General features: G+C 70.8%; 12 protein-coding genes. 5 read left to right on the forward strand and 7 right to left on the reverse strand.

The window, feature by feature from the left end:
* The first annotated feature begins 138 nt into the window (after nt 1–138).
* Nucleotides 139–1044: a phosphorothioated DNA-binding restriction endonuclease gene (locus ACZ6MZ_RS30555; RefSeq protein WP_469355632.1), complete on the forward strand. Its 906-nt coding sequence runs from the start codon at nt 139–141 to the stop codon at nt 1042–1044.
* A gap of 22 nt (nt 1045–1066) precedes the next feature.
* On the opposite strand, the gene ACZ6MZ_RS30560 is transcribed toward ACZ6MZ_RS30555, so the two are convergent.
* From ACZ6MZ_RS30560 to ACZ6MZ_RS30570, 3 genes are all read right to left on the reverse strand, one after another.
* The gene (locus ACZ6MZ_RS30560; RefSeq protein WP_469355634.1) at nt 1067–1687 is read right to left on the reverse strand and encodes an RloB family protein; all 621 of its coding nucleotides are present in this window, start codon (nt 1685–1687) and stop codon (nt 1067–1069) included.
* Nucleotides 1641–2963 carry an AAA family ATPase gene (locus tag ACZ6MZ_RS30565; protein WP_389784421.1) on the reverse strand — a complete coding sequence of 441 codons (1323 nt, stop codon included), beginning with the start codon at nt 2961–2963 and terminating at the stop codon, nt 1641–1643. Before ACZ6MZ_RS30565 ends, ACZ6MZ_RS30560 begins: the two co-directional genes overlap by 47 nt.
* Before the next feature lie 173 nt (nt 2964–3136).
* Nucleotides 3137–3781 carry a TetR family transcriptional regulator gene (locus ACZ6MZ_RS30570; protein ID WP_384331790.1) on the reverse strand — a complete coding sequence of 215 codons (645 nt, stop codon included), beginning with the start codon at nt 3779–3781 and terminating at the stop codon, nt 3137–3139.
* 336 nt (nt 3782–4117) lie between these two features.
* Here ACZ6MZ_RS30570 and ACZ6MZ_RS30575 point away from each other — a divergent pair, with 336 nt between their 5' ends.
* From ACZ6MZ_RS30575 to ACZ6MZ_RS30585, 3 genes are all read left to right on the forward strand, one after another.
* A complete protein-coding gene (locus ACZ6MZ_RS30575; protein WP_469355638.1) occupies nt 4118–5479 on the forward strand; it encodes a glycosyltransferase family 4 protein in 1362 nt (453 codons plus the stop codon).
* 151 nt (nt 5480–5630) lie between these two features.
* Nucleotides 5631–6365, forward strand: coding sequence for a class I SAM-dependent methyltransferase (locus ACZ6MZ_RS30580; protein ID WP_469355640.1), 735 nt, complete (start codon nt 5631–5633; stop codon nt 6363–6365).
* A complete protein-coding gene (locus tag ACZ6MZ_RS30585; protein ID WP_469355641.1) occupies nt 6362–7519 on the forward strand; it encodes a prenyltransferase/squalene oxidase repeat-containing protein in 1158 nt (385 codons plus the stop codon). The genes ACZ6MZ_RS30580 and ACZ6MZ_RS30585 overlap by 4 nt, the downstream gene beginning before the upstream one ends.
* A gap of 53 nt (nt 7520–7572) precedes the next feature.
* Here the strand turns inward: ACZ6MZ_RS30585 and ACZ6MZ_RS30590 are convergent, their stop codons facing one another.
* Nucleotides 7573–7866 (reverse strand): hypothetical protein, encoded by a 294-nt coding sequence (locus ACZ6MZ_RS30590; protein ID WP_384193919.1) that lies wholly within the window; start codon nt 7864–7866, stop codon nt 7573–7575.
* Nucleotides 7867–7934: 68 nt separating this feature from the next.
* Between ACZ6MZ_RS30590 and ACZ6MZ_RS30595 the strand changes: the two genes are divergently transcribed.
* Nucleotides 7935–8723: a maleylpyruvate isomerase N-terminal domain-containing protein gene (locus tag ACZ6MZ_RS30595; RefSeq protein WP_469355644.1), complete on the forward strand. Its 789-nt coding sequence runs from the start codon at nt 7935–7937 to the stop codon at nt 8721–8723.
* 133 nt (nt 8724–8856) lie between these two features.
* Here ACZ6MZ_RS30595 and ACZ6MZ_RS30600 read toward each other — a convergent pair whose 3' ends face one another.
* The 3 genes from ACZ6MZ_RS30600 to ACZ6MZ_RS30610 all read right to left on the reverse strand — a co-directional run bounded on the left by ACZ6MZ_RS30600 (nt 8857) and on the right by ACZ6MZ_RS30610 (nt 11680).
* Complete coding sequence (locus ACZ6MZ_RS30600) at nt 8857–9705, reverse strand: hypothetical protein (RefSeq protein WP_469355645.1); 849 nt, start codon at nt 9703–9705, stop codon at nt 8857–8859.
* A gap of 170 nt (nt 9706–9875) precedes the next feature.
* Nucleotides 9876–10796, reverse strand: a complete 921-nt coding sequence (locus ACZ6MZ_RS30605; protein ID WP_469355647.1) for an N-acetylmuramoyl-L-alanine amidase — start codon at nt 10794–10796, stop codon at nt 9876–9878.
* 233 nt (nt 10797–11029) lie between these two features.
* Nucleotides 11030–11680, reverse strand: coding sequence for a class I SAM-dependent methyltransferase (locus tag ACZ6MZ_RS30610; RefSeq protein ID WP_469355649.1), 651 nt, complete (start codon nt 11678–11680; stop codon nt 11030–11032).
* Nucleotides 11681–11854 lie beyond the last annotated feature (174 nt).

Consider the following 11854-nt stretch of genomic DNA (forward strand, 5'->3'; position numbering starts at 1 on the left):
CACGCGTACGGTGTGCGCGCCCCCACCCCGGGGGCGCGCACACCGCCGCATGGGGCCACGCCTGAGCCACGGCGAGGTGCCGTGCCGGGCGTCGCGGGCCCGCGAAGATCGACCGGACAGGGCCTAGGATCACCCTCCATGGACTGGGTCGAGCGGATCTCCCGTATGCGTCGTTGGGCGCGTCAAGGTGAACGCGCCCCGCACAAGCCGCTGCTGCTCCTCTACGCCCTCGGCCGCTACCAACGGGACCGGACCGTCGGGCTGCGCTTCACCGACACCGAGGCGGATCTCGCCCGTCTGCTGGCCGAGTACGGCCCACCCCGCACCACCAGCCCCGGCTACCCGTTCCACCACCTCACGAGCGACGGCTTCTGGCACGTCAGCACGGAGGACGGCGGCGCCAGCCCCGGACCCGGCCTCGGACGGCTGAGGGCCACCGGCGCGACGGGCTCTCTCAGCCCCGAACTACGCGCCGACCTGGACGCGGACCCGGGACTTCTCGCCCGCATGGCCCGGCTGCTCCTGGACACCAACTTCGCGCCCTCGCTGCACGCCGACATCCGCGCGGACACGGGCCTCGACATCGACGGAGCCGATCCCGACAGCGGTCACGCGCCGCGCGTTCTCATCCCGGCGCCCCGCCGACGCGATCCGGCTCTGCGCGAGCAGGTGCTGACCGCGTACGAGTACCGGTGCGCCTTCTGCGGCTACGACGGCCTGCTGAGCCGAGTCCCGGTCGGACTCGAGGCAGCGCACGTGCGGTGGTGGGCCTTTGAGGGCCCGGACACCCTGAGCAACGCCCTCTGTCTCTGCTCCCTGCACCACAAACTCTTCGACAAGGGCGTACTGGGCCTCACCGCCGACCGCGACATCACTGTCTCCCGCAGCTTCGTCGGCCGCAGCGACGCCGCCCGCCAGTTCGTCACCGACCTCGTGGGCCGCCCCCTCCTCGCCCCCCAACCGGGCTCCCCCGACGTGGCGCCGGACCACATCGCCTGGCACTCCACCCAAGTCTTCAGAGGCACCGCCCGCACCCCCGCGTAAGCGCGTGAGCGCGTGCGTTCGCTTACGCCGGCGCCCCGATCGCGAGAGCGAGCCGCCACATCCCGGTGGACGGGTTCACCTCCGGTTCTTTGCCTTCAAGAGCCAGCTCCTTCGCCCGGCGGACGGCGTCAGGCCAACCGTCCTCGTAGCGACGGAAGTCGAGGCCCGTCTTGCTGTAGCCGTCCGGCACGTACTTGTCCAGATAGGGCACGAGCTGTTTGTAGGACGGCGCATGACGGTGGTGGTCGGTGAAGTGCAGGAGCAGCCACAGCTCGAAGCAGGGGTTCGACAAGGCGATCTCGATCTGCCTTCGGGCCGCGATCGCCACCGCCTGATCGATGTCCGTGAAGTCGTCGACGTCAAGCACGCACCACGTTTCGTCGTATTCCTCACCTGCTGTTTCGAGCACCTTCGCGGCGTAGGAGACGACCTGGGAAGGAGCCTTGGGATGCTCGATGACCCTGACCGAAACGGCGGGATTTCTGGCGGAGGACTTGAGGCCTTGTACGTAGTCCCGCTCGGTGACTTTGGCGCCGCAGACGACCAACAGCCTCTGCCGGGAGACGCGCCGCCCCACTGTCCTGTCGAGCCGGGACTCAAAAGAGGGGCGTTTGCGCCCGCTCGGCTTCGGTGTTCTCGCCATCCTGATCCCCCCGCGTCGCCAGAGCCTTGGCGAAGCTGTCGTCGATGAAAGGTACTCCGCCGTAACTGCCGCCCAGGTAGCGACGTTCGCGGTTCTCCTCTTGGCGGGGCTTGAACTCGGAGAGAGCGAACAGCTCTGTTTCGCCGTACTGGTTCTTCTCTACGAACCACACCTGATCCCGCTTCAGGATGTCCTCCCCCCCGATGCGACCAAGCAGGCTGGCGTCGTGCGTGGTGAAAATCAGCTGGGCGCCGAGCGGGTTGGTGGTGTGGCTCTGGAAGAGCCCAATGAGCCTTGCGGTGAGCAGAGGGTGGAGGCTGGCGTCGATCTCGTCCACGACGAATGTGCCCCCGCGACGAAGAACGGACATGAACCGGGGCGCCTGTTCGAGGAGAGCGCGCGTACCCGCTGACTGCTCCCGCAACTCCATCTGCACCACACCGGCGCGCCCGCGGTGTCCGATCCAAGGGCGCACGACCTCCCGCGGCCCCTCTTGCTCCAGCTCGGCGAGCAGGCGTGGCGGGATGCGCCGCCCGTACTGCTTCCGCAGCTCCTCCTCGTCCAGGAGCACCCGCTCTGCGCCGCATTCCTCGATCCCCAGGTCCGCTGCGCGCAGCAGCTGCATGAGCTCGGGATTACGCTCGGGCGTTTCCAGCATGCGCGTCGTACCGAGTCCAACCGGGTTCGGCCCGCGCAGCCGACGAAACTGCAGCTTCCTCGCGAACCAGTCGTAGACCGGGCGGAAGTCCGCCTGCTTGGAACGTGCCGCCATGGACATGAACAGGACGTTGGGTTCTGTGATGCTCTCGACCAGCTTCAGCTCACGCCTGTGCTGTGAGTCGCCCGGCTCCACGTCGACGGTGGACCGTTCGAAGATTTTCCGCTTCTTCCCTCGTGGGTAGGTGTAGAGCCACTCGTCGATCACTTGCTCGTCATCGACGCTGAAGCCGTACGTGTAGCGGACTCCGTGCAGCAGAAGATCCGCCACGAACCACGAGGGTTCGTCGCGTGCGGCGTCATCGAGCCGGAAGGGCTGGCGGAGAACGCCGCCATCCGGCTCCGCGTCGCGATGTGAGTCCACGACCATCCGGGCCATGTACTCGAGTGCGTCGATCAGGTTGGACTTGCCCGCCGCGTTGGCGCCGAAGACGCCGGCGACGGGGACCGCCTCCCAGCCGGTGCCGGTCGGACGGTCCGCCTCATAGACCGGATGAAGCTGGAGCCCCTGTTCTTCCCGGATCGAGCGATGGTTCGCGACCCTGAAGTTGAGCAACATCTCTGTTCCCTCCCTTCGAGGGTGAGCCTGTCCTTGTGTGCAAGTGAATCGCGCATATCGAATGCTGACAACCGGATACGAGGGATATCACGCCATGGGAGTAGTCCATCCACCTGAGGCGGGCTCCCCGGCTCGCGGCTTCGGCCGGGCTCTCTCGTGCCGCGTGAGTGGCGTCAGTCGGGTGGGGGGAGTGGGTTGTCGGTGGGGGTTGTCAGGTCGATCAGGCGGCAGGCCGTTTCGATGTCGGCCTTTACCTGGGCGATCGAGGCGCGGCCCGAGAGCCAGGTGATCAGCGCCGCGTGCCAGGTGTGTTCGATGACGCGGACCGCGGAGAGCTGTTCGGGTGTGGGGCCCTCCTGGGCGATGGCCCGGCCCATCGCGTCGAGGATGATCGCCGTCGTCTGGCGGGAGACCGTGTCGACCTCCCGGCTCACGCCGCGGTCCGCGAAGGTCAGCGCCCGGACCATCGCGTCCGCGAGGTGCGGGTCGCGCTGGAGGGAGCGGAAGGCGCGCAGCAGGGTTTCGGCGACCCGTTCGGCCGGGCTGTCGCTGGCGGGGGGCCGCTTGCGCAGGGTGGTGTGGAGGTGTTCCAGCTGGTCCTGCATCGTGGCGACCAGCAGATGGATCTTCGAGGGGAAGTAGCGGTAGAGCGTGCCGAGGGCGACGCCGGCCTCCTCGGCGACCTCGCGCATCTGTACGGCGTCGAAACCGCCCCGGCCCGCCAGCCGGGCGGTGGCGTACAGGATGCGGCGGCGCCGTGCCTCCTGGCGTTCCGTCAGCGGGGGCGGCGCTGACACCGGGTTGACTCTCGCGGCCATATGTCCCACTCCATGCCCTTCGCTCAGCGCGTTGCCCCAGGAGGGCTCCGGACCCTCCGGGATCGAGGGTGGCGCCTCCGGACCGCACAGCATGGCAGACCTGCCGTGGCGCGAATCACCTGATCCGGCCCGTACAGCGACGCTACCTGCCGGTAGATTCGGAGGCTGTGAGCGGCCGATCGGGCGATCAAGGCGCGTCAACCGGCGGTCGGTCACGGCCGGCTCCCCCCGGGAGCGGCGGCCGGGCCCCCGGCCGACAAGAACTTGTTCTAGATTGGCGCCAGCGGTTACGCTCCGGCGAAAAAGCGGAAGAGCGCAGTGAGAAGGGGGCCGAGAGTGACCGCTGAGGCCATAGAGGCGGGCACGGGAGCGGGGCCCCGGGGCGAGAATGACCGCCCGCTGCGTATCGCACTCCTCAGCTACAAGGGCAACCCGTTCTGCGGCGGCCAGGGCGTCTATGTCCGGCACCTCTCCCGCGAACTCGCCCGCCTCGGGCACAGCGTCGAGGTCATCGGCGCCCAGCCCTATCCCGTACTCGACGCGGGCGTCCCGCTCACCGAGCTGCCCAGCCTCGATCTCTACCGGCACCCCGACCCCTTCCGCACGCCGAAGCGCGACGAGTTCCGCGACTGGATCGACGCTCTCGAGGTCGCGACCATGTGGACGGGCGGCTTCCCCGAGCCGCTGACCTTCTCGCTGCGCGCCCACCGTCATCTGGCCTCCCGCGCGGGCGAGTTCGACGTCATCCACGACAATCAGACGCTCGGGTACGGACTCCTCGGCGACCTCGGCGCGCCCCTGGTCACCACCATCCACCACCCCATCACCGTCGACCGGCGGCTGGAACTGGACGCCGCCGAGCACTGGCGCAAACGTGCCTCCGTCCGCCGCTGGTACGGCTTCACCCGGATGCAGAAGCGCGTCGCGCGCCGGCTGCCGTCCGTGCTCACCGTCTCCGGCACCTCGAAGCGGGAGATCACCGACCATCTCGGCGTACCGGCCGAACGTATCGACGTCGTGCACATCGGCGCCGACACGGAGCTGTTCTCGCCGGACCCGGCCGTGCCCGAGATCCCGGGCCGGATCGTCACGACCTCCAGCGCGGACGTGCCCCTCAAGGGCCTGGTCCATCTGGTCGAGGCCCTCGCCAAGCTCCGTACCGAACACCCCGCCGCGCACCTCGTGGTCGTCGGCAAGCGGGCCGAGGACGGCCCGGTCGCACAGGCCCTGGAGCGGTACGGACTCGAAGGCGCCGTCGAGTTCGTCAAGGGCATCTCCGACGCGGAGCTGGTCGATCTGGTCCGCGGCGCGCAAGTCGCCTGTGTGCCGTCCCTGTACGAGGGCTTCTCGCTGCCCGCCGCCGAGGCGATGGCCACGGGCACGCCGCTCGTCGCCACCACCGGCGGTGCGATCCCCGAGGTCGCGGGCGCCGACGGCGCCACCTGTCTGGCCGTCCCGCCGGGCGACGCGGGCGCGCTGGCCGCCGCCCTCGGACGGCTGCTCGGCGACGCGGAGCTGCGCGCCCGGCTGGGCGCGGCGGGCCGCGAACGGGTGCTGGCTCGCTTCACCTGGGCCAGAGCCGCCCAGGGCACCGCCGAGCTGTACCGCGCCGCGATCGTCGCGCGAGCCGGCGCCCGACCGGCCGGCGCCCGGCAGCGGGGCCGTACCACGGGGGCGGCCCGTGGCGGCACCGGCTGATGCCCTGCGCACTCCTGCCGCACCCGCTCGCCTCGCACCCGCTGGGCCCGCAGCCGCTCGGCCCGTGTCCGTACGTCCGTCTCCGTACGGCGCCTCCCGCCCCCGCACGCCTCCGCAGCCTCCGCCCCCTCGACCGCGAAAGCAGGACCCAGTGCTGACCGTGGACTTCACCCGCTTCCCGCTCGCCGCGGGCGACCGCGTGCTCGACCTGGGATGCGGCGCGGGCCGCCACGCCTTCGAGTGTTACCGGCGCGGCGCCCAGGTCGTGGCCCTCGACCGGAACGGCGAGGAGATCCGCGAGGTGGCCAAGTGGTTCGCCGCGATGAGGGAAGCCGGGGAGGCCCCGGTGGGCGCCACCGCCACCGCCATGGAGGGCGACGCGCTCAATCTGCCCTTCCCCGACGAGTCGTTCGACGTCGTGATCATCTCCGAGGTCATGGAGCACATCCCGGACGACAAGGGTGTGCTCGCGGAGATGGTCCGCGTGCTCAGGCCCGGCGGACGGATCGCCGTCACCGTCCCGCGATACGGCCCCGAGAAGGTGTGCTGGGCGCTCTCCGACGCGTACCACGAGGTCGAGGGCGGCCATATCCGGATCTACAAGGCCGACGAACTGCTCGGCAGGATGCGGGAGGCCGGGCTCAAGCCGTACGGCACGCATCACGCGCACGCCCTGCACGCACCGTACTGGTGGCTCAAGTGCGCCTTCGGGGTGGACAACGACAAGGTGCTGCCCGTCCGCGCGTACCACAAGCTGCTGGTCTGGGACATCATGAAGAAGCCCGCCGTCACCCGGGTCACCGAGCAGCTCCTGAACCCCGTGGTCGGCAAGAGCTTCGTCGCCTACGCGACCAAGCCGCACCGCGCCGTTGCGGCTGCCAAATGACCTTGGCCGGCCGTGGCCCCGACGCCATGGAACATCTCGTCCTGCCCGGTGTGCTCACCGCCGAGCAGGCCACCGAGACAGTGGCGAGTGTGCTCGCCGTACAGCGCCCGGACGGATCCATTCCGTGGTTCCGCGGGCACCATCTCGACCCCTGGGACCATGTCGAGGCGGCCATGGCGCTGGACGCCGCGGGCGAACACGACGCGGCGGCGCGGGCGTACGAGTGGCTGGCCCGGCAGCAGAACGAGGACGGGTCCTGGTACGCCGCGTACGAGGACACCGCCCACGACCCGGCCGATGACACGACCGGGGACGAGGCGGGGGACGCGACCGGGGGCAGGGGTACGAGCGGGGACGCGGCTCGCCCCAGCGACCGGGCCCGGGAGACCAACTTCTGCGCCTACGCGGCCGTCGGCATCTGGCACCACTATCTAGCCACCGGCGACGACGGGTTCCTCGACCGGATGTGGCCGGTCGTCCACGCGGCGATCGAATTCGTCCTCGTGCTCCAGCAGCCGGGCGGACAGATCGGCTGGAAGCGCGAGGCGGACGGCACGGCCGTCGACGACGCGCTGCTGACCGGGTGTTCGTCGATATACCAGGCGCTGCGCTGTGCCCTGGCGATTGCCGAGGAACGCGAAGAGCCGCAGCCCGACTGGGAGCTGGCGGCCGGCGCGCTCGCGCACGCGATCCGCAGCCATCCGGAGCGGTTCCTCGACAAGAGCCGCTACTCGATGGACTGGTACTACCCCGTACTCGGCGGGGCGGTGACCGGAGCGCAGGCCAAGGAGCGGATCGAGGCGGGCTGGGACAGCTTCGTCGTCCCCGGACTCGGGGTGCGCTGTGTCCTGCCCAACCCCTGGGTGACGGGCGGCGAGAGCTGTGAACTCGCCCTGGCGCTATGGGTGATGGGGGAGTCGGACCGGGCGCTGGAGGTCCTTCAGTCCATCCAGCATCTGCGGGCCGACGGCGGTTTGTACTGGACGGGGTACGTCTTCGAGGGCAACCGTGCCGTCTGGCCGGAGGAACTCACCACCTGGACGGCGGGTTCGCTGCTGCTGGCGGTGGCCGCCCTGGGGGGAGATGAGGCGACCACCGCCGTGTTCAGCGGCGAACGTCTGCCGCGCGGGCTGGAGCCCGACTGCTGCGGCTGAGCTGTGGACGAGCCCGTGACCGGTCGGCGTGAACGGTCACGGGGCCGGCCGGGTCAGATCCGGCGCAGGCGGTTGGCCAGCCCGTGGCCGATGAGCAGGTAGACGACCGCGGCGAGACCGTAGCCGCAGACCACACGGGCCCAAGCCTCGTCGAAGGTGAACAGGTCATAGGACCAGCCGGCGAGCCAGCGGGCCGCGTCCTGGATGAAGTTGACCAGGTCGTTGGCGCGGTTGGCGTCCAGCAGGTACATCAAAATCCAGAGGCCCAGTATGAAGGCCATGATGTCCGCGATGACGATGATGATCGTCGCCGCGGAGCCACTTCCACTGCGATGACGTGAGGACATGCCGAACGTGTTGCCGCTTGTGAGCGGGTGAAACCCGTACGGCCGGGCCAGCCCTTAGGGTGCAGCGCATGACGCTTCTGGGGCATGACCGCTACTGCGACGAAATCATTGAGCAGACCGACCGGTTGAGGGCGGTACTGGTCGGCGCCGACCTCTCGGTGTCCGTGCCGAGCTGTCCCGACTGGACACTGGGGCAGCTCGCGCGGCATGTGGGCGGCGCGCACCGCTGGGCCGAGACGATCGTACGGACCCGGGCCGAGGAGGCGGTCCCCGACGACCAGGTCCCGGATGCCGAGGGCCCCGGCGACGCCGAGCCGGCCGCGCTGGACGCCTGGCTCGCGGACGGTGCGGAGAAGGCCGCCGCGACCCTGCGGGCAGCCGGTCCCGACGCCCCGGTGTGGAGCTGGGGCTGGGACCGCTCCGCCGGTTTCTGGGCACGGCGGATGACCCACGAGACGGTCGTCCACCGCGCGGACGCGGCGCTGGCAGCCGGGATCGCCTACGAGGCCGAGCCGGAGGTCGCCGCGGACACGATCGACGAATGGCTCCAGTGCGTGGCCTTCGCGCAGGCCCACGGTGACGCGGAAGCCGCCGAGCTGCGCGGCGGGGGACGCAGCATCCATCTCCACGCCACGGACGCCCCGGACGGGCTGGACGCCGAGTGGCTGATCGAGTTCGGCGAGGACGGCTTCAGCTGGCGGCGCGGGCACGAGAAGGCGACCGTCGCGCTGCGCGGCCCGCTCACCGACGTGCTGCGGGTCTTCTACCGGCGGCTGCCGGCGGACAGCGACCGGGTCGAGGTGCTGGGGGACGCGAAGCTGCTGGACTTCTGGCTGGAGCGGGCGTCGTTCGGATGACGGCCGGGTGACGGACGGGTATGACCGCGGCCCCCGCCCAGGAAGGGCGGGGGCCGCGGTCGTGCTGTGGTGACGCGGTGTGAGCCGCGCCGGATCCCACGCGGTGTCAGCCGCGCCGGATTGAGACGCGGTGTCAGCCGCGCTGGATCCCGGTGGTGTCCTGCAGGACACCGCGGCGGCCGTCCTGCGTCTGGGCCACCAGGCTGGACCCGCGCTGCTCGACCGCGAGATACCAGGTGCCGGGCGCCAGCTCGGCGATCGGGGACGGCGAGCCGTCCTCCCCGTACAGCGGACGGGCCACCGGCACCGCGAACCAGAACGGCGTGAAGTCGCCCGCGGGCGCGCCGCCGCCCTGCGACGGCTGTCCCTGCTGCGGCCGGCCCGCCTGGGGCTGACCCTGCTGGGCACCGTACGGCTGGGGCTGTCCGCCCTGCGCACCCTGGGCGCCGTACGGCTGGCCCTGCTGCGCACCGTACGGCTGCTGGCCGCCCGGGTAGCCGTAACCCTGGCCGGGGCCGCCCGGCTGTCCGCCGTACGGCTGCGGGGTCTGCGGCTTCGGGGCGCCGACGAGCGCGACCTTCAGGGCCGGGACGAGCGGCGTGGCGACGGCGCCGGCCGCGAGGAGCAGGGCGGCGATGAAGCCGAGGATCAGGCCGCTGCCCGCGCTGAGACCGTTCAGGCCGATCAGGGACCAGAGCGCCGTCCACGCCGCGAAGACCGCCAGCGCGATGCCGAACTGACCGAGGTCGAGCCCCGCGATCTTCCGCGGCTGCGGCAGCGCGCGGGAGGTGACGATCAGTGCCGCGGCGATGACGCCGGCCAGGTGGATGCTCATCACGGTGCCCAGCGAGTCCCAGGCGTTCGGGGCGTTCTCGGACCCGAAGGCACTGGACTCGTAGAGATTGAGGAACGAGGCGATGAACAGCAACACCGCTGCTCCGATCACCACGCCGTCGCCTCGAGTGAGGGAGCGGATGTTCACGTGAAAAGTCCTTCGTCAGTCGTCTCGTCGGGGCGGTCGACGCGGCCGCCTGTGCGGCGGTGCGCGGTGCGAAGCTCGGGGGCGGCTCCCTATCGTAAGGATGAATGTATCGTCTGCCCGATCGGGACGTCTGCCGGGTATCAGGCCCGGTATCGGGCTGTTACGCGGCCTCAGTTGCGCAGAAAACCGCTGATGCCGTCGGCCAGCCCGCGCGCCGCCCGCTGCCGCCATTCGGCGTCGGTGAGCAGGGCGGCGTCCTGCGCGTCGCGCATGTTCCCGCATTCGACGAAGACCTTCGGCACGGTCGACAGGTTCAGCCCGCCGAGATCCTCGCGTACGTCCAACCCCGTACCGCCGCCCACGTAGTTGGAGGGTGCGCTTCCGGTGACGCGTACGAAATTGCCCGCGATGCGTTCGCCGAGTTCGCGCGAGGGGCCGACGATCGCCGTGGTGTCCGCGCCGCCTCCCTTGACCAGGGCGGGGAGGATGACATGGAAGCCACGATTGCCCGCTCCCGAGCCGTCCGCGTGGACGGAGACCACGGCATCGGCCTTCGCCTTGTTGCCGATACGGGCGCGCTCGTCCACGCACGGGCCGTACGCGCGGTTGTCGTCGTGGGTGAGCGTGACCGTCGCGCCCTGCTTCTGGAGCAGTGTGCGCAGGCGGTGGGAGACATCGAGGGTGAACGTGGCCTCGGCGTAACCGGCGTTGGTGGCGGTGCCGGTGGTGTCGCATTCCTTGCTGCCCGTACCGATGTGCACGGGCCTGTTGATCTCGGCGGTGTGATCGCGGTTGCGCGGGTTGTGGCCCGGGTCGATGACGACGACCTTGCCCGCGAGCGGTCCCGCCGGGGCGGGGGCCGGTGTCGGCGAGGCGGATCGCGCGGTGGGGGTGGGGGCGGCCGCGGAGGGGGGTACGGAGGTGGCGCCGGCCGCCGCCGCGGCGGGCGGCCCGCCGTCCCCCGGCCCGCTCATCCCCTGCCAGACGAGCCACCCCGCCAGCATGGCCGGCACCAGTGCGGCGAAGGCGAGGGTGACAGTGTTCCGGCCGAAGCGGCGGCGGGCGTGGGGCTGGCTCTCGTCGTACGACACCTCAGCGATGCTAGTGCCCCTCCCGGAAATGTTTGCCCCGTCGCGACGCCCAGCACGCACGCTCGCCGCGTTGGCCAAAGACCCGAGTAGCTCCGCTACAAGGGCCTCCGGCCGCCTTGCGATCGCACGCACCGCGGCGACACATCAGCCGCTTCGCGGCGGGCGCTCCTCGACGGGCAAACATTCCCGGTCGCGGCACTGGTGCGACCACGTGCCGGTCCGGGGAGAAGTGGTCAGATGCCCGGTGCCGTACGGCGCAGCACTCGCAGCGAGCCGGTCACCGAGATCTCGGTGAAGGCGCCGGACGCGAGAGCCCGGAGGTAGACGCGGTACGGCGCCTGGCCGCCGTCCGCCGGGTCGGGGAAGACGTCGTGGATGACGAGCAGCCCGCCCTCCGCGAGATGCGGGGCCCAGCCCTCGTAGTCGCCGTTGGCGTGTTCGTCGGTGTGACCGCCGTCGATGAAGACCAGCCCGATCCGGCCGCCCCAGACCCGGGCGACCTGCGGCGAACGGCCGACGACCGCGATCACGTGGTCCTCCAGCCCGGCCCGGTGGAGGGTACGGCGGAAGGTCGGGAGTGTGTCCATCCGGCCGGTCTCCGGGTCGACCACGGTCGGGTCGTGGTACTCCCAGCCGGGCTGCTGCTCCTCGCTGCCGCGGTGGTGGTCGACGGTGACGGCGACCGTCCCGGCCTCCCGGGCGGCGTCGGCAAGCAGCACGGTGGAGCGCCCGCAGTAGGTGCCGACCTCCAGGAGCGGCAGTCCGAGCGCGCCCGCTTCGGTGGCCGCCGCGTACAGGGCGAGCCCCTCATGGACGGGCATGAACCCCTTGGCGGCCTCGAAGGCGGCGAGGACATCGGCCGTGGGCCCGGTCCCGGTGGGCATGCGCTACTCCTCGTGCCGGCTCCCGCGGGTACGGAGCGTGGGCGCCCATGCTGCCGTACGCCCCCGGCAGTGCGGGTGTCGGGGGTAAGAGACCGGGGGAAAACCCGGGGGTAAGAAACCCGGCCGCCGTGACCAGGCGCAAAGGACCGGGGGTAAGAGACCGGCAGTAAAAGA

It is taken from the genome of Streptomyces sp. NPDC042201, from assembly GCF_055582185.1.

What these genes read in the sequence shown, in the direction of transcription:
- ACZ6MZ_RS30555 (WP_469355632.1), top strand. Translation starts at nt 139, where the DNA reads ATGGACTGGGTCGAGCGGATCTCCCGTATGCGTCGTTGGGCGCGTCAA.
- ACZ6MZ_RS30560 (WP_469355634.1), bottom strand. Translation starts at nt 1,687, where the DNA reads ATGGCGAGAACACCGAAGCCGAGCGGGCGCAAACGCCCCTCTTTTGAG.
- ACZ6MZ_RS30565 (WP_389784421.1), bottom strand. Translation starts at nt 2,963, where the DNA reads ATGTTGCTCAACTTCAGGGTCGCGAACCATCGCTCGATCCGGGAAGAA.
- ACZ6MZ_RS30570 (WP_384331790.1), bottom strand. Translation starts at nt 3,781, where the DNA reads ATGGCCGCGAGAGTCAACCCGGTGTCAGCGCCGCCCCCGCTGACGGAA.
- ACZ6MZ_RS30585 (WP_469355641.1), top strand. Translation starts at nt 6,362, where the DNA reads ATGACCTTGGCCGGCCGTGGCCCCGACGCCATGGAACATCTCGTCCTG.
- ACZ6MZ_RS30590 (WP_384193919.1), bottom strand. Translation starts at nt 7,866, where the DNA reads ATGTCCTCACGTCATCGCAGTGGAAGTGGCTCCGCGGCGACGATCATC.
- ACZ6MZ_RS30595 (WP_469355644.1), top strand. Translation starts at nt 7,935, where the DNA reads ATGACGCTTCTGGGGCATGACCGCTACTGCGACGAAATCATTGAGCAG.
- ACZ6MZ_RS30610 (WP_469355649.1), bottom strand. Translation starts at nt 11,680, where the DNA reads ATGCCCACCGGGACCGGGCCCACGGCCGATGTCCTCGCCGCCTTCGAG.